Origin of the sequence: Xanthomonas sp. PPL134, from assembly GCF_040595915.1 — a bacterium.
GTDB classification, from domain to species: Bacteria; Pseudomonadota; Gammaproteobacteria; order Xanthomonadales; family Xanthomonadaceae; genus Xanthomonas_A; species Xanthomonas_A indica.
The window spans coordinates 522,647-538,194 of record NZ_JAMDLL010000001.1 but is presented as its reverse complement, the minus strand read 5'-3'; the positions used below and the strand labels follow the sequence as shown (position 1 = coordinate 538,194).

Annotated in this window: 14 protein-coding genes; 5 read left to right on the top strand and 9 right to left on the bottom strand. The window is 70.6% G+C overall.

The window, feature by feature from the left end; translation table 11 throughout:
- The first annotated feature begins 5 nt into the window (after positions 1-5).
- A complete protein-coding gene (locus M3U25_RS02400) occupies positions 6-269 on the top strand; it encodes an exodeoxyribonuclease VII small subunit (protein ID WP_242156658.1) in 264 nt (87 codons plus the stop codon).
- The gene (locus tag M3U25_RS02395) at positions 259-1,140 is read left to right on the top strand and encodes a polyprenyl synthetase family protein (RefSeq protein ID WP_355495223.1); all 882 of its coding nucleotides are present in this window, start codon (positions 259-261) and stop codon (positions 1,138-1,140) included. The genes M3U25_RS02400 and M3U25_RS02395 overlap by 11 nt, the downstream gene beginning before the upstream one ends.
- A gap of 468 nt (positions 1,141-1,608) precedes the next feature.
- On the opposite strand, the gene M3U25_RS02390 is transcribed toward M3U25_RS02395, so the two are convergent.
- Complete coding sequence (locus tag M3U25_RS02390) at positions 1,609-1,914, bottom strand: hypothetical protein (protein ID WP_355495226.1); 306 nt, start codon at positions 1,912-1,914, stop codon at positions 1,609-1,611.
- Positions 1,915-2,111: 197 nt separating this feature from the next.
- Here M3U25_RS02390 and M3U25_RS02385 point away from each other — a divergent pair, with 197 nt between their 5' ends.
- Positions 2,112-3,206, top strand: a complete 1,095-nt coding sequence (locus M3U25_RS02385; protein WP_355495229.1) for a M35 family metallo-endopeptidase — start codon at positions 2,112-2,114, stop codon at positions 3,204-3,206.
- A 131-nt stretch (positions 3,207-3,337) separates the two neighbouring features.
- Here the strand turns inward: M3U25_RS02385 and M3U25_RS02380 are convergent, their stop codons facing one another.
- The 4 genes from M3U25_RS02380 to pmbA all read right to left on the bottom strand — a co-directional run bounded on the left by M3U25_RS02380 (position 3,338) and on the right by pmbA (position 5,983).
- A complete protein-coding gene (locus M3U25_RS02380) occupies positions 3,338-3,496 on the bottom strand; it encodes a hypothetical protein (RefSeq protein WP_355495232.1) in 159 nt (52 codons plus the stop codon).
- A gap of 133 nt (positions 3,497-3,629) precedes the next feature.
- Positions 3,630-4,007 (bottom strand): DUF4870 domain-containing protein, encoded by a 378-nt coding sequence (locus M3U25_RS02375; protein WP_019797965.1) that lies wholly within the window; start codon positions 4,005-4,007, stop codon positions 3,630-3,632.
- Positions 4,008-4,149: 142 nt separating this feature from the next.
- Entirely contained in the window at positions 4,150-4,581 is a 432-nt protein-coding gene (locus M3U25_RS02370) for a DUF4870 domain-containing protein (RefSeq protein WP_355495236.1), read from the bottom strand.
- Between the two features lie 37 nt (positions 4,582-4,618).
- Positions 4,619-5,983 carry a metalloprotease PmbA gene (gene pmbA, locus M3U25_RS02365; protein WP_355495238.1) on the bottom strand — a complete coding sequence of 455 codons (1,365 nt, stop codon included), beginning with the start codon at positions 5,981-5,983 and terminating at the stop codon, positions 4,619-4,621.
- 95 nt (positions 5,984-6,078) lie between these two features.
- Between pmbA and yjgA the strand changes: the two genes are divergently transcribed.
- A complete protein-coding gene (gene yjgA / locus M3U25_RS02360) occupies positions 6,079-6,675 on the top strand; it encodes a ribosome biogenesis factor YjgA (RefSeq protein ID WP_355495241.1) in 597 nt (198 codons plus the stop codon).
- A 156-nt stretch (positions 6,676-6,831) separates the two neighbouring features.
- Here yjgA and tldD read toward each other — a convergent pair whose 3' ends face one another.
- The 4 genes from tldD to M3U25_RS02340 all read right to left on the bottom strand — a co-directional run bounded on the left by tldD (position 6,832) and on the right by M3U25_RS02340 (position 14,567).
- On the bottom strand, positions 6,832-8,274 hold the full coding sequence (tldD, locus tag M3U25_RS02355) for a metalloprotease TldD (protein WP_160947978.1): 1,443 nt from the start codon (positions 8,272-8,274) through the stop codon (positions 6,832-6,834).
- A 185-nt stretch (positions 8,275-8,459) separates the two neighbouring features.
- On the bottom strand, positions 8,460-12,353 hold the full coding sequence (locus M3U25_RS02350) for a YhdP family protein (protein ID WP_355495246.1): 3,894 nt from the start codon (positions 12,351-12,353) through the stop codon (positions 8,460-8,462).
- 157 nt (positions 12,354-12,510) lie between these two features.
- Entirely contained in the window at positions 12,511-14,001 is a 1,491-nt protein-coding gene (rng, locus tag M3U25_RS02345) for a ribonuclease G (protein WP_010340444.1), read from the bottom strand.
- Entirely contained in the window at positions 14,001-14,567 is a 567-nt protein-coding gene (locus tag M3U25_RS02340; protein WP_242156650.1) for a Maf family nucleotide pyrophosphatase, read from the bottom strand. Before M3U25_RS02340 ends, rng begins: the two co-directional genes overlap by 1 nt.
- Positions 14,568-14,699: 132 nt before the next feature.
- On the opposite strand from M3U25_RS02340, the gene M3U25_RS02335 reads away from it, so the two are divergent.
- On the top strand, positions 14,700-15,437 hold the full coding sequence (locus M3U25_RS02335; RefSeq protein WP_160947981.1) for an SIMPL domain-containing protein: 738 nt from the start codon (positions 14,700-14,702) through the stop codon (positions 15,435-15,437).
- Positions 15,438-15,548 lie beyond the last annotated feature (111 nt).

Below are 15,548 nucleotides of genomic sequence, written 5' to 3'. Positions count from 1 at the left end.
TCGCCATGCCCAAGAAGCCTCAAGACGATGCCTCCCCGGTCGCCCGCTTCGAGCAGTCGCTCGAGGAACTGGAAGTGCTGGTGGAGAAGATGGAAGCCGGCGACCTGAGCCTGGAACAGTCGCTCAGCGCCTACGAGCGCGGTGTGGGCCTGTACCGGCAATGCCAGCAGGCGCTGGAGCAGGCCGAGTTGCGCGTGCGCCTGCTCAGCGATCCCGAGCAGCCCGACAGCGCCGAACCCTTCGAACCCGTGCCGCCCCATGGCGGCTGACGCGGCGTTCGCGCGCTGGCGCGAACGGGTGGAAACCGGTCTGCAGGCGCAGTTGCCGGCAGCGACGCTGGCGCCGCAGCGCCTGCACGCGGCGATGCGCCATGCCACGCTCGGCGGCGGCAAGCGCATGCGTCCGCTGCTGGTCTACGCCAGCGGCGCGTTGTTCGGCGCCGACGCTGCGCGCCTGGACGCGCCGGCGCTGGCGGTGGAACTGATCCACGCCTATTCGCTGGTCCACGACGACCTGCCGGCGATGGACGACGACGCCCTGCGCCGCGGCCAGCCCACCGTGCACATCGCCTTCGACGAAGCCACCGCGATCCTCGCCGGCGATGCACTGCAGAGCCTGGCGTTCGCGCTGCTGGCCAACGCCGAGGACGCGGCGCCGACGCTGCGCGTGCAGTGGCTGCAGACCCTGGCCGAGGCCGCCGGTGCGGCCGGCATGTGCGGCGGCCAGGCGCTGGACATCGACGCCACCGGCCGCGTGCAGGCGCTGACCGACCTGCAACGGATGCATGCGCTGAAGACCGGCGCGCTGATCCGCGCCAGCGTGCGCCTGGGCGCGCTCGGCGGCGGCGCCGACGCCGCGGCGCTCGCGCAACTCGACGGCTTCGCCACCGCGCTGGGCCTGGCCTTCCAGGTGCGCGACGACATCCTCGACGTGGAAGCCAGCTCCGAGCAGCTCGGCAAGACCGCCGGCAAGGACGCAGCGCAGGCCAAATCCACCTACCCTGCCCTGCTGGGCATGGACGGCGCCAAGGCCAAGCTGGCCGAACTGGCGCAAGCGATGCAGGACAGCCTGCACCGCTATGGCGGCTCCGCCGATGCGCTGGCGGCGCTGGCGCGGCTGGCGGTCGACCGCGCGCACTGAGCGTGGCGCTCGACGCGTGCGATTGCCGCGGCTCGCCGCACGCGTCGTTGCCACAGGAAATGCGCCGCCTCCGCGAAAACAAGGAGTGATGCTGGCGCTGGCCGCACGCAGCCCTTGATGGCCAAAGGTGCTGTTGCAGGAGCGGCTTCAGCCGCGACACGCGTCATCGGTAACGCCTGTCGCGGCTGAAGCCGCTCCTACAGGGACTCGAGGCGAGGTGTCTGGGGGCAATGCGGGAGGGACTTCAGTCCCGACTGCTTTCACCGTCCGATCGTCCGCTACTCCGGATCGTCGCGGCGGAAGCCGCTCCCCCAGTAACGCGCGATGAGGTGCCGGTGGGCAATGCGGGAGGGACTTCAGTCCCGCATGCTTTCATCGTCCGATCGTCCGCTACTCCGGATCGTCGCGGCCGAAGCCGGTCGCCCAGTAACGCGCGACGAGGTGCCGGAGGGCAATGTGGGAGGGACTTCAGTCCCGACTGCTTTCGCGGTCCGATCGTCCGCTACTCCGGTCGTCGCGGATGCCTGACAGTTGACTCCCACACCAGGCAACCAGGCGCATCTCGCGCCGCGGCAACCCGCGTTGTCGCAAAAGTCCCGACGCCGCTCGCACCGCTGCAGATCGCGCTGACGCCAGCGGCAGCGAAGGGAAATCCCCGAACTCGTCATTGCCTTCAACAAACGTCGCCGCCGCGCGGGCTTCACGCACTGCACGTGCATCGCACAGCGCGAGCGCCGCTTGGACGATCGCAACGCCGCCCTCGATCCAGCGCATGCGACGGCGTCGATGCCGCTGCAGCGCGCCAGTCACGCGCTGCGATGTACGAACGCAGTGCCCATACTGAGACCTGGCGCGCGCTTCGCTGGACGAAATCGAAGACAAACGCGCCTGCGGCGCGCACGCGCGCGGCACCGGGCTAGTTTGCTTCGGCCCCTGTGTTGGGGCGCCCACTTTCGACGGAGAGAGACTGCATGAAACACGCATCCCGGATCTCGGCAGCAATCGGCTTCAGCCTGGTCGGCATCATCTCGGCGGCTACCGCGCAATCGCAACTCACGCGCACGCCGGCGCCGCTGCAGGTCGAACTGACGCCGGTCGCCGACGCCGACGGCCAGCAGCGCGGCCAACTCGCGGTGACCGTCCGCAACACCGGCGAGCAGGTCGCGCGCGTGCCCAAGTGGGAACTGCCGCTGGGCGATCTCGACAACGCGCTGTTCCAGGTCCAGCGCGACGGCAAGCCGGTCGATTACGTGGGCCGCCTGGTCAAGCGCGCCGCGCCGCGCGCCGACGACATGGTGGTGCTGCAGCCGGGCGAAGCGCGGCAGGCACGGATCGATCTCGGCCAGGCCTATGACCTGAGCCGCAGCGGCACCTACAGCATCCGCCTCGACGCGCCGCTGCAGGGCGCCGCGTTCGCCGATGGCGCGCGCATGCTGCGCGCCGATGGCGAACCGCAGACGCTGTCCAGCGCGCCGCTGACGGTGTGGCTGGACGGCGGCCGCGGCCGCGCGGTGCGCAACGACCTGATGGTCGGCCCGCAGGCGGTGGTCAACGGCGTCAACTACGCCTCGTGCAGCACCAGCCAGATCAGCACCATCGGCAGCGCGGTGAGTGCCGCGCGCAACTACTCGCAGAACGCCAAGACCTATCTCAACGGCGGCAGCACCGGCGCGCGCTACACCACCTGGTTCGGCGCCTACAACGCCAGCCGCTACAGCACCGCCACCTCCAACTTCGTCAACATCGATTCGGCGATCGACCAGAACAACGGGCAGATCACCATCAACTGCGGCTGCAGCGACAGCTCCTACGCCTACGTCTATCCGAACCAGCCGTACCAGATCTACGTCTGCAACGCGTTCTGGAGCGCGCCGCTGACCGGCACCGACTCCAAGGCCGGCACTCTGATCCACGAAATGAGCCACTTCAGCGTGGTCGCCGGCACGCAGGACACCGCGTATGGGCAGAGCGCGGCCAAGAGCCTGGCCAAGAGCGATCCGGCCCGCGCGGTGAAGAACGCCGACAGCCACGAGTACTTCGCCGAGAACAATCCGTCGCAGAACTGAGTGCGGTAGGCCGGTGATCGCCCGGGCGCCGACCTGCCGTCGGCGCCCGGTTCGCGTGCAGCCCGTGCCGTACGCCTTGGTGGCTGGGTTCCCAGGCCACCCATCCTTCCAACCTGGGCAATCCCGCAGACCTAGGTGTCCAGCGCGCGCTCGGACACGCCCAGATGCGCGCCGAGCACGTGCCGGAACAGGCTGCGCAGATCGCTGGTGGCACGTAGATCGCGGACCTCATTCAGGGCCCACGGCGACAGATGCCGGCGTTCGCTCTGGTAGTCGACCTCGCTGCGCAATGGCGAGCACCTTGCAAACGCGCCGGTGGGGCCGCGGTGGACGGCCTGCGCTCCACTCTGCCGGCAGGCCTCCCAGACACAAAAAAAAGCCCGGCGCAGCGGCCGGGCCTTCGGAGACGCGTTGCAGCGGCGCTTACTTGATCAAGCGCAGCGCGAACGGGTAGCGGTAGGCGACACCTTCGTTGGCCTTGATGCCGGCCAGGATGCAGAACACCAGGTTCACCACCCACACCACCGGCATCAGCAGGCCGCCGATGACGATCACGCTGAGCACCACGCAGATCACGTACGCGATAGCGACGGTGATCTGGAAATTCAGCGCTTCCTTGGCCTGGTCGTTGAGGAAGGACTTGGCCGGGTTGTCCTTGTTGATCAGCCAGATGATCAGCGGCACGATGAAACCGGCGATGATCCCGGACAGGTGAGTGATCAGCGCGACCGTGCGGTCTTCCTGCGGCCCTGCCGAGGCCGGCGGCGGCGGCGGGGCGGTGACGTTGTCGAATTCGCTCATCGGTATTCCGTTCCTTTGGTGGTGAGGGGACAAGACGTTGGCGCGTCACTCTCGGCGGCCGGCGTAGCGCTGTCAAGCGATCCAGGCGCACCGCGCCGGACTTCGCGAAGGGCCGAATGCCTTCGCCGCGCCGGGCGCCACGCTAACGAACGCTTCCATACGGCAGCGGATAGCGGTAGCGCCGACCGCGCATGGCCCTGGCCGCGGCGCACAGGCTGAGGCACAGCGCCGCCAGCAGCATGAGGATCAGCAGCGGCCCGAATACAAGCACGGCACCGAAGATCAGCAGGGCCGGCGCCAGCAAAACCGCACTCAGCAGCGACAGGCCGAGGCCCAGCCGCATGGCCTGGCGCGCGTGTTCGGCGGCGAACGGCTGTGTGCGCCGCAGCGCCCACCATTGCATGCCCGGCAACAGCCACAGCAACAGCAGCCACCACAGCGCGTCGCCCAGGTGCACATTGCAGGCGGCGAACAAGCCGATCCACATCGACAGGTGCGCAAACGCCGCCAGCACGCGCTCCCACGCGGAGGCGGGGCCGCCGGTGATCGCGTTCTCGGTGTCGATTGCCTGCATGCCTAAGCGTCCTTGCGCGCTGCCTGCATCGGGCCGCTCAGTCGTTACCGGCCACCGTCATCCTGCCGACCAGCACCGCGCCGATGTGCACGTGCGAGCGCACATCGATGTCGGCGCCGACCGCCTCGATGTCCTGGAACATCTGCCGCAGGTTGCCGGCGATGGTGATCTCGTCCACCGGATAGGCGATTTCGCCGTTCTCGATCCAGAAACCGCCAGCGCCGCGCGAGTAGTCGCCGGTGACCGGATTGACGCCGTTGCCCATCAGGTCGGTGACCAGCAGGCCGCGCGGCAGGCCCTTGACGATGGCCTGCAGGTCCGCCGCATTGGCCGCCACCTGCAGGTTGTGCACGCCGCCGGCATTGGCGGTGGTCTGCAGGCCGAGCTTGCGCGCCGAGTAGCTGCCCAGCACGTAGCGCTGCAACACGCCGTCGCGCACCAGCGGCGCCTCGCGGGTAGCCACGCCCTCGCCGTCGAAGGCGGCCGAACGCAGGCCGCGGCGCAGGTGCGGCCGCTCGTCGATCGCGAACCATTCCGGGAACAGGCGGGTGCCGGCGCTGTCGAGCAGGAAGCTGGCGCGGCGATACAGCGCACCGCCGGACACCGCGCCGAGCAGATGCCCGATCAAAGAGCGTGCCGTCTCCGGCGCGAACAGCACCGGCACCTCGCCGGTCGGCAGCGAGCGCGGCTGCAGCCGCGCCACGGTGCGCTCGGCGGCGCGGCGGCCGATCGCCGACGCGCGCTCCAGGTCTTCGCGCGCCAGCGCGCTGCTGTACCAGCCGTCGCGCTGCATGCCGTCGCCCTGCCCGGCGATCAGCGTGCAGGCGATCGAATGGTGGGTACTGCGCTCGCAACCGATGAAACCGTGCGAATTGGCGTAGACCGACAGGCTCTCGCTGGTACCGGCCGAAGCGCCGTCGGAGTTGCTGATCCGCGCATCGGCGTCGCGGCCCGCGGCCTCACAGGCCAGCGCCAGGTCGATCGCCTCCTCGGCCTGCAGCGGCCATGGATGCCAGCGGTCGTAATCCGCCTGCTCGCGGGCCATCAGCGCCGCCTCGGCCAGCCCGGCGGCCACATCGTCCTCGGTGTAGCGGGCGATGGCGCAGGCCTGGGCCACGGTGGCCTCCAGGCTGGACTCGTGCAGGTCGGCGGTGCTGGCGCTGCCCTTGCGCTGGCCGAAGTAGACAGTGACGCCGATGCCGCGGTCGCGGGTGGATTCCACCGTCTCCACCGCGCCCAGGCGCACGTTGACGTCCAGCCCGCGGTCTTCGCTGCAGCTGACCTCGGCCTGGCTGGCGCCGAGCGCACGGGCGCGCGCCAGCAGCCGCTCAGCGATGTCGGACAGGCGCTCCAGGCGCTGCTGGCTGTCGTCGCGGTGCAAATCGGGGGTGATCGCGTTCAATGCTTTATCCTTGTTGTGCGAATCCCTTCGCCCCTGTCCGGCCGTCCTGGCCGGATGTGTTGATTTGATTTCCAGCCCGATCGAGTAGTACGAGCATGCGCGGACGCGACGAAGACACCGGTGAATTCCGCGGCGAAAGCCGCAGCCAGCAACGCCGCGAGGCGCTGGAAGTGCTGAGCCTGGGCGAGAAGCTGGTGGCGCTGACCCCGGCGCAACTGGCCAAGCTGCCGGTGCCCGAGTCGCTGCTGCCGCACATCGCCGAGACCAAGCGCATCACCTCGCACATCGCGCACAAGCGGCAGCTGGCGTTCCTGGCCAAGCAGATGCGGCGCGAGGACGAGGCGGTGCTGGAGGCGATCCGCGAGGCCATGGACGTCAACAGCGACAGCGCACGCCGGGAAGTGGCCGCCATGCACCGGGTCGAGGACTGGCGCGAGCGGCTGCTCGCCGAAGGCGACACCGCGCTGGCCGAACTGCTGGCCGAGCATCCCGATGCCGACCGCCAGCGGCTGCGCCAGCTGGTCCGCAACGCCAAGGACGAACGACTGAAGAACAAGCCGCCGCACGCCTATCGGGAGTTGTTCCGGGAACTGCGCGAGCTGATCCTGAGTGGTGCGTCGGGACTGGGGAATGGAGACTCGGGAATCGAACAAGACGACGACGACACGGCGTTCGACGACACGCGCGACTGAAGGACGGCAGCGTCGGCTGCCGCGCACGGCCGCCGCCACACTCCCAGCCCAGCGCGCGCGGCGCGCGATGAGCCTATCCGCCAGGCCGGCACTGCCGCAGCACACCGCGGCGCCCGCTCTGCCGATTCCCGTTTCCCGATTCCCCACTCCCGGCTCCTAGGCCGTCCCGCCCACGGTCAACCCGTCGATCAGCAGCGACGGCTGGCCCACGCCCACCGGCACGCTCTGCCCGTCCTTGCCGCAGACGCCGACGCCTTCGTCCAGCGCCAGGTCGTGGCCGATCATGCGCACCTTCTGCATGGTCTCCGGGCCGTTGCCGATCAGCGTGGCGCCCTTCACCGGCGCGGTGACCTTGCCGTCCTCGATCAGGTAGGCCTCGGTGGCCGAGAACACGTACTTGCCGCTGGTGATGTCGACCTGGCCGCCGCCGAAATTGACCGCGTACAGGCCCTTCTTCACCGAGCGGATCATCTCCTGCGGGTCGTGCTGGCCGGCGCGCATGTAGGTGTTGGTCATGCGCGGCATCGGCAGGTGCGCGAACGATTCGCGGCGGCCGTTGCCGGTCGGCGCCACGCCCATCAATCGCGCGTTGAGGGTGTCCTGCATGTAGCCGACCAGCACGCCGTCCTCGATCAGGGTGGTGCAGTTGGTCGCGGTGCCCTCGTCGTCGACGTTAAGCGAGCCGCGGCGGCCGTCCAGGGTGCCGTCGTCGACGATGGTGACGCCGGGCGAGGCCACGCGCTGGCCGATGCGACCGGCGTAGACACTGGTGCCCTTGCGGTTGAAATCGCCCTCCAGGCCATGGCCGACCGCCTCGTGCAGCAGCACGCCGGGCCAGCCCGGCCCCAGCACCACCTGCATCACCCCGGCCGGCGCAGGCACCGCCTCCAGGTTCACCAGCGCCTGGCGCAAGGCCTCGCGGGCGAAGGCTTCCGGGCGGCCGTCGGCGAACAGCGTGGTGTAGTCGTAACGGCCGCCACCGCCGGCGTAGCCGGACTCGCGGCGGCCCTGCTGTTCGACGATCACCTGCACATTGAGCCGCACCAGCGGGCGCACGTCGGCGGCGAGCACGCCGTCGCTGCGCGCCACCAGCACCGTGTCCACGCCGCCGGACAGGCTCACCATCACCTGCTGCACGCGCGGGTCGGCGGCGCGCAGGTACTGGTCCAGCCGCCGCAGCAACTCCACCTTGTGCGCGTTGTCCATCGCATCCACCGGGTCCAGTGCCGGATACAGCGCGCGGCCGCCGCCGCGCTGCAGCGCGTGCGCCGGCTGCGCGCCGCCGTCGCGGGAGATGGCCCGCGCCGACTGCGCGGCGGCCAGCAGGGCGTCGCGGTGGATGTCGTCGGAATAGGCGAAGCCGGTCTTCTCGCCGGAGATCGCGCGCACCCCCACGCCCTGCTCGATGGAGTGGGCGCCGTCCTTGACGATGCCGTCCTCCACGCTCCAGCTCTCGCGCCGCGAATGCTGGAAATACAGGTCGCCGAAATCGATGCCGGGGCCAAGCAGCGTGCCGAAGGCGCGCTCCAGGCTGGCGGCATCCAGGCCGGCGGGAAGCAACAGGCGGGTTTCGGCGAGGCTCAGGGCGTGATCGTTCATGGGCTCAACATGGGGGAGGAAGGCGCGCAGCGCAAGCGGCGCGCGGCAGCGAACGCGAATGACCCGTGCGCCGCGGGTCTCTGTGCCGTCACCCCTATCGCCTCGCAGGAGCGGCTTCAGCCGCGACGGGCCTTACCGGTAACGCCCCATCGCGGCTGAAGCCGCTCCTACGGACGGCACGCGATCTAGGGCGTACCCGACGGCGCCGGCGGCCGCGCCGATTCGCGCTCGATCACGTCCACCTTGGGATCCTTCCACGGCCCGGTGACCCGGTAGGTGCGTGCGCCGATGTTGCCCAACGGCTTGCCCAGCACCGCGTTGGCGGCGGCGCCGACCGCCGCGCCGACCGGCCCGCCGGCGACCGCACCGACCACGGTCAGCAGATTGCCGGACTTGGGATTGACGTCGATGGTCTGGTCGAACTGCTGCGCACGCAGATCCGCCTCGCCGCGCACCTTGATCTCGGCGGCCGGGCCATCGATGACCAGGTTGTCGCTGCGCGCCATCCCGTCGCCGAAGCGGATCTGGCCGTCGATGCGGTTGAAGGCGAACCCCTTGGAGAAGAAGTCGCGGAAATCGAACATCAACCGCCGCGGCAGCTGCGCCACGCTGAGCAGGCCGAGCACGCGCCCGGCGCCCGGGTTCAGCTCCAGCAACTGGCCGTTGCGCGCGGCCACGTCGAGCTGGCCCTGCACCGTGGCCAGCTGCAGACCGGCCGGCGTGCCCGGCCAGGCCGCGCTGAGCTTCAACTGGCCTTCGCCGCCGCGCACCTGGCCGCCGAAGTCCAGGTTCTGCATCAGTTCGCCCAGGTCGCGGCTGTCGACGTTGGCGTCGAGCTGGGTATGGGCGGTGGCGCCCTTGCCGCGCCAGTCGCCGCTGATGTCGATCTTCTGCTTGTCCGAGCGCAGGTGCAGTTGATCCACCTGCATGCCATCGGCGAGCTTGCGCGTGCGCAGCGAGGCCGCGCCGAGAGTGATCGCGCCGAAGCGCAGGTCGTCCACGTCCAGCGCCAGCGCCGGGATCGTGGCCGGATCCAGGCTGTCGGCGAACGGGCCGGCCGGGACCGGGCCGGCGCTGCCGGCGACGCCATTGTCGGCGGGCGTGGCGACCACCGCGGTCGGCGCGCCGTTCGCCGCCGGCAGCGTGGCCGTGGCCGAGCGCCAATGCACCCGCGCCAGGCGTCCGCCGAGCACGCCGCCGTCCTTGGTCGGCACGCTGAGGTCGCCGGCCAGGGCCGGGCCGTCCAGGTGCACGTCGATACTGTCGGTCTGCGGCAGCAGGCGCAGGCGGGTGTTGTCGAACACCCCGCCCAGCAACAGCAGGTGGTCGGCGAGGATCTCGATACGGCGCAGCGGCATCGGGTCTTCGCCGCCGTTGGCCGCGGCGGCGTTCGGATCGGGGCGGCTGACCACGCTGATCCAGTCGATGGCGTTCAGCGCCGCGGTGCGCCCGGTCACGACCAGGCCGCTGGCCGGCGGTTCGTCGGCGACATGGTCGCTGCCCATCACCACGCGCACGCCGGTCTTGCCGCCCTGGCTGCGCGCCGCCAGCGCCATCAACTTGCCGAAGACCACCTCGATGCGGCCGCTGCCGACCGGCAGCGGCACGTTGACCGAGGTCGCCAGCGGCGTCGCCGGCGCCTTGTCCATCGGCGCCGGCATCAAAAGCTCGGTGCCGACCAGGTCCGAGCGCAGCTGCAGCCGGGTCGGCGGCTGCGCGCCGCCGTCGGGCGTCTTGGGCAGGCCGACACCGATGTTCCAGCGCGAGCGGCCCTGCACATAGGGTTTGAGCCAGGCCATTTCCGGCACCCGGTCGAGCAGTTCGTTGGCGTCCAGCGACGCGCTCAGCGCGGCCTCGAAGGCCTGCTGCGGATCCTGCACGCCATCGCCGGCCCGCAGCGCCAGTTCGCCCTGGTGGCCCTGGTAGGACACGCTCAGCTTCTGCGCGGCGAACCCGGTATCGCTGTAGTTGGCGCTGCCGCGCATGTCGTCGAAGGCCAGGTCCCAGCGCTTGTCGGCGATATGCGCGCCGAGCAGGTCGACCGTGCCGCGCAGGTGGTGGGTGCCGACATCGGCCCGCAGCGGCTGCAGCAGATCGAAGGTGACGTCGGCCGGCCCCGAGGCGCTGAGCGCATCCAGGGTGTCGCCGTAACGGGCGCGCAGCGGGCTCTGCCGCAGCATCGCCAGCAGCTTGCCGGTCTCGGCGCGGGTGCTGGCCAGCACGCTGAGCTGGCCCTCCTTGTAGTCGGGCAGCGCCGCAGACAGCTGCTCCACCGGCACCCCGCCCATGCTGCCGCGGCCGTGCACCTCGAAACCGTTGCCGATGAAGGCGACGCTGGCGTCCACGTTCTCCACCGCCGGCCAGTCGTGCTGGAAGCGCACCTTGGCGTCCTCCAGCCGTGCGGTCGCCTCGAAGCGGCCGTTGTGGTCGGCGAACGGCCAGTCGTCCAGGTCGCCGGAGACCAGCGCGTGGCCGTCGCGCAAGCGCCCGCCCTGCAGCGCGGCGTCGAGCCAGTCGGTGGCGGCCTTGCTCATCTTGGAGTGCACCCAGAACTTCTTGGCCGCCACCACCGGCGCGTCCTGCAGGTCGGCGGCCAGGTCGATCCACGGCCGCGAGCCATCGCCCTGGAAGCGCAGCCCGCCGCGCACGTCGGCGCCGTAGTCGCTGCCCTGCACGCGCAGCCCGGGGGTCGCCACGCGCAGGCCGTCGCCGTCGCGGAAGGCGACGATGCGCCCGGCCAGTTGAACCTGGTGGACCACGCCGAAGCCGCTGGGCCAGTCGACCCGGACCGGGCTGCCGGCCTCCAGCGCCAGTTCGCCGGCCTGCGCATCGCCGTCGAAGCGGCCGCGCAGCCCGCTCACCCCGGGCGCGCCCCCGGCCGGCGCGAACGCCAGCTCGGCCAGGCGGCCCTGGCCGTACAGCGGGCCGCCGGGCACCCCGCTGACCGCCACCTGGGTCAGCTGCAGGCGCGGCTTCGCCACCGACAGCCAACTGCGCAGGCCGGGCGAGAGGCGGTCACTGAGTCCGGCCACGGCGATCAGCGGCGCCACGTCGAGATGGTCGCCGAACAGGGCGTAACGGCGCCCGCCGGCGACGGTCAGCCCGTCCAGGCGTTGCAGCGGCTGCCCGGCCTGGCCGAACTGCAGCTGCGGCGCATCCAGCCGCCAGCCGCCGTCGATCTGGCGCCAGCGCGCCTTCGCACGGAAGGTGGTGAAGGCCAGTTGCGGCCGGGTACGGCCGTCGGCCAGCGGCGCGCCGCGCAGGCGCAGTTCGCGCAGCGTGGCGTCGACGGTCACCCCGGCGACCCGGCGCTGCTGCAGGTCCAGCCAGGCCTGGACCTCGCCGACGCCGCCCTGCAGTTCGATGCCCGCCGCATGCAGCAGGCCGGCCCAGCCCGCCAGCTCCGCCGGCCGCACCGCCAGATAGGCCTGGCCGTCGCCGCGGCGGCGGTCCAGGTCCAGCACCGCGGTCAGCGGTGCCTGTTGCAGATCGCTCCAGCCCTGCACGCCCACCTGCAGGCGCTCGCCGTTCACGCGCATCCGCAGGTCGATCTTCGGCACCTGCGCTTCCAGTCCCAGCGACGGGGCGTGCACGCGCAGGCGGCCATCGATGACCTGCAGTTCGCCCAGCCCTTCCAGCGCATCCAGCGGATCGCCGCCCTGCCCCGAGGTCGGCAGGCCCTGCACGCTCCAGTTGCCGTCGTCGCCGCGCAGCAGGGTCAGCGCCAGGCCGCGCAGGCGCAGTTCGGTGAACGAGCGCCCGGGCAGCAGTCCGGCGTACATCGACACCAGCACCTCGGCCTGGCCGATGCGCACGCCGTCGCCGGCGCCGATGCGCAGCCCGTCCAGGCGCAGCAGCGGGCCGCGCCGGGTCCAGGCCGTCTCCAGCCGATCGAAGCGGATCGGCCGCCCGGCGCGCTCGCTCAACCACGCCGCCACCTGCTGCGGATGCCGCTCCACGAACGGCAGCGCCTGGCTCAGCGCCCCCACCGCCAACGCCACGCACACCAGCGCGATCGCCACCGCGTAGAACGCGAAACGGCGAGCCAGGCGCAGGCGGCGGCGCAGGGGGGTGTGCATCAGGTGCGGGGAGTGGGGAATCGGGAATGGGGAATCGCAAAAGCAGCACACGAACCGCTCATTGCCACGTGAAATTCGGCAAAGGAATCCGGGAATGCATCAGCGCCGATAACGCGCTCTTCCCCCATTCCCCATTCCCGAATCCCCAATCCCAGCCTCACAACAACACCACATCGAACTGCTCCTGCAGGTATTGTTCGTCGGCCTGGAAGCGGATGGTCTTGCCGAGAAATTCCTCCAGCTCGGCCACGGCCGCCGATTCCTCGTCGGTGATGCGCGCCACCACCTTGGTCGAGGCGATCACCAGCAGCCGCGCCGCGTCGAACTGGCGCACCGCGCGGGTGATCTCGCGGAAGATCTCGTAGGTCACCGTCTCGGCAGTCTTGATCGACCCGCGCCCGCTGCACTCCGGGCACGGTTCGGACAGCTGCCGCTCCAGGCTCTCCACGGTGCGCTTGCGGGTCATCTCCACCAGGCCCAGCGGCGAGAACTCGTACACCGTGGTCTTGGCGTGGTCGCGCGAGAGCGCCTTCTCCAGCGTGCGCAGCACCTGGCGGCGGTGCTCGGCGTCGTCCATGTCGATGAAGTCGATGATGATGATGCCGCCGAGGTTGCGCAGCCGCAGTTGCCGCGCCACCGCCTGTGCCGCCTCCAGGTTGGTGCGGAACACCGTCTCCTCGAGATTGCGCTGGCCCAGGAACGAGCCGGTGTTGACGTCGATGGTGGTCATCGCCTCGGTCTGGTCGATGACCAGGTAGCCGCCGGACTTCAGCGGCACCTGCTTGTCCAGCGCGCGGGCGATCTCGTCCTCGACCCCGTACAGGTCGAAGATCGGGCGGTCGCCGGTGTACAGTTCCAGGCGCTCGGCCAGCACCGGCATGTACTTGGCGACGAAGGCCTGCAGCCGCTCGAAGGTCTCGTGCGAATCGACCTTGACCTTCTCCACGTCCTTGCGGATCAGGTCGCGCACCGCGCGCAGCGGCAGGCTCAGGTCCTCGTAGATGATGCTGGCCGGGGCGCCGTCGCGGCCGCGCCGCTCGACCACGTTCCAGACCCGCGACAGGTAGGCGATGTCCTCGGCCAGCGCCTCGGCCGGCTGGCCCTCGGCATTGGTGCGGATGATGTAGCCGAAGCCGCCGTGGCTGGCGGCCAGGTCGGCGACCAGGGTCTTCAGGCGCTGCCGCTCGGCCTCGTCCTCGATCCGCGCCGACACCCCGATCACCCGCGACTGCGGCAGCAGCACCAGGTAGCGCGAGGGAATGCTGATCTGCGTGGTCAGCCGCGCGCCCTTGCTGCCGATCGGGTCCTTGACCACCTGCACCACGATGTCCTGGCCGTCGCGCAGCAGTTCCACGATCGGCACCGCCGCCGACACCGGCAGCGGCGTCGCTTCCTCGGTGTCGCCGTTGCCGACCGGCGCCGGCCGCACCACGTCGTTGGCGTGCAGGAACGCGGCGCGCTCCAGCCCGACCTCGACGAAGGCCGCCTGCATGCCCGGCATCACCCGTTGCACCCGGCCCTTGTAGATGTTGCCGACCACGCCGCGGCGCCAGCCGCGCTCGATGTGCAGCTCCTGCAGCATGCCGTTCTCGATGACCGCCACCCGGGTCTCGCGTGGTGTGACGTTGACCAGGATCTCTTGCGACATCACAGCACTCCGAAGGTGCGCAGCAGGTGGTGGGTCTGGTGCAGGGGCAGGCCCATCACCCCGGAATAACTGCCGTCGAGACGGCTGACGAAACGCTCGGCGCCGCCCTGGATCGCATACGCGCCGGCCCGCCCCATCGGCTCGCCGCTGGCCACGTAGTCGGCGATGTCGCGCGCCGACAGCGTGGCGAAGGTCACCGCCGTGGGCACCAGCACCACCTCCTCGCGGTCGGCGGCGACCAGCGCCACCGCGGTCATCGCCTGGTGGGTGCGTCCGGACAGGGCCGCCAGCATCGCCGCGGCGTCCTCGGCGTCGGCCGGCTTGCCGAAGACGCGGTCGTCCAGCACCACTTCGGTGTCGGCGCCGAGCACGACCGCGTCGGCGCTGTCGGCCAGCTGCGCCAGCCCGGCGCGGGCCTTGTCCAGCGCCACGCGGCGCACGTAGGCCTGCGCCGACTCGTCGGCCGCGCGCACTTCCGGCACCTCGAGATCGAGGATCCGGAACGGCACGCCGAGGCGGGTCAGCAGTTCGTTTCTGCGAGGGGAACGGGACGCGAGATACAGCATGGCCGAAGGATAACCCGAGCGGACTGGCTGAACGAACGCCGATGGCGCGACGATCGCTTCAACCCCGGCGAAGATCACGACGCGTTCATCGTCGCGGCAACACCCTCGCCCCATTCTTCAAGGAGAACATCGATGCGCGCATTGTCCGTCCGCCCGCTGCTGCTGGCCCTGTCCCTCGCCCTAGGAGGCACGATGACCGCCCACGCCCAATCCGCCGCGCCCGGCTACGCCGTGCCCGCCGACGGCACCCTGCTCAACATCGCCGCGCAGGCCGAGGCCAAGCGCACGCCGGACGTGGCCGCGATCTCGGCCGGCGTGGTCACCCAGGCCACCGACAGCGCCGCGGCGATGCGCCAGAACGCCGAGCAGATGACCAAGGTGCTGGCCGCGATCCGCACCGCCGGCATCGCCGACAAGGATGTGCAGACCAGCGGCGTCAGCCTCAACCCGCAGTACAAGTATGCCGAGAACCAGGCCCCGCAGATCATCGGCTACCAGGCCAGCAACTCGGTCAACCTCAAGGTGCGCGACATCGCCAAGCTCGGCAAGGTGCTCGACGCGCTGGCCGCGCAGGGCGCCAACCAGATCAACGGCCCCACCTTCGAGATCGACGACCCGGAACCGCTGTACGACCAGGCCCGGGTCGATGCGCTGAAGAAGGCGCAGGCGCGCGCGCAGAGCTACGCCAAGGCGCTGGGCCTGCGCGTGCGGCGCATCGTCAGTATTTCCGAGGGCAGCGGTGGCGGCGTGCGTCCGCCGATGCCGATGATGCGCGCGATGGCGATGAAGGCCGAAGCCGACACCCCGGTGGCCGCGGGCGAAAGCAGCGTCTCGGTCAACCTGGACGTGGTGTTCGAACTGGGCAAGTAAGCCGGCTGCCCGGCCCCACCTCGCGACGGCGCCTGCGGGCGCCGTCGTCGTGTCCGGATCCGGCAGCACCGCCCTTTGCCACTGTGGCACCCGGCGCCGATCTCCGCCAGC

What these genes read in the sequence shown, in the direction of transcription:
- yjgA (WP_355495241.1), top strand. Translation starts at nt 6,079, where the DNA reads ATGCGCGGACGCGACGAAGACACCGGTGAATTCCGCGGCGAAAGCCGC.
- rng (WP_010340444.1), bottom strand. Translation starts at nt 14,001, where the DNA reads ATGTCGCAAGAGATCCTGGTCAACGTCACACCACGCGAGACCCGGGTG.
- M3U25_RS02350 (WP_355495246.1), bottom strand. Translation starts at nt 12,353, where the DNA reads ATGCACACCCCCCTGCGCCGCCGCCTGCGCCTGGCTCGCCGTTTCGCG.
- M3U25_RS02335 (WP_160947981.1), top strand. Translation starts at nt 14,700, where the DNA reads ATGCGCGCATTGTCCGTCCGCCCGCTGCTGCTGGCCCTGTCCCTCGCC.
- M3U25_RS02370 (WP_355495236.1), bottom strand. Translation starts at nt 4,581, where the DNA reads ATGCAGGCAATCGACACCGAGAACGCGATCACCGGCGGCCCCGCCTCC.
- M3U25_RS02395 (WP_355495223.1), top strand. Translation starts at nt 259, where the DNA reads ATGGCGGCTGACGCGGCGTTCGCGCGCTGGCGCGAACGGGTGGAAACC.
- tldD (WP_160947978.1), bottom strand. Translation starts at nt 8,274, where the DNA reads ATGAACGATCACGCCCTGAGCCTCGCCGAAACCCGCCTGTTGCTTCCC.
- M3U25_RS02385 (WP_355495229.1), top strand. Translation starts at nt 2,112, where the DNA reads ATGAAACACGCATCCCGGATCTCGGCAGCAATCGGCTTCAGCCTGGTC.
- M3U25_RS02375 (WP_019797965.1), bottom strand. Translation starts at nt 4,007, where the DNA reads ATGAGCGAATTCGACAACGTCACCGCCCCGCCGCCGCCGCCGGCCTCG.
- M3U25_RS02390 (WP_355495226.1), bottom strand. Translation starts at nt 1,914, where the DNA reads ATGCGCTGGATCGAGGGCGGCGTTGCGATCGTCCAAGCGGCGCTCGCG.
- M3U25_RS02400 (WP_242156658.1), top strand. Translation starts at nt 6, where the DNA reads ATGCCCAAGAAGCCTCAAGACGATGCCTCCCCGGTCGCCCGCTTCGAG.
- M3U25_RS02340 (WP_242156650.1), bottom strand. Translation starts at nt 14,567, where the DNA reads ATGCTGTATCTCGCGTCCCGTTCCCCTCGCAGAAACGAACTGCTGACC.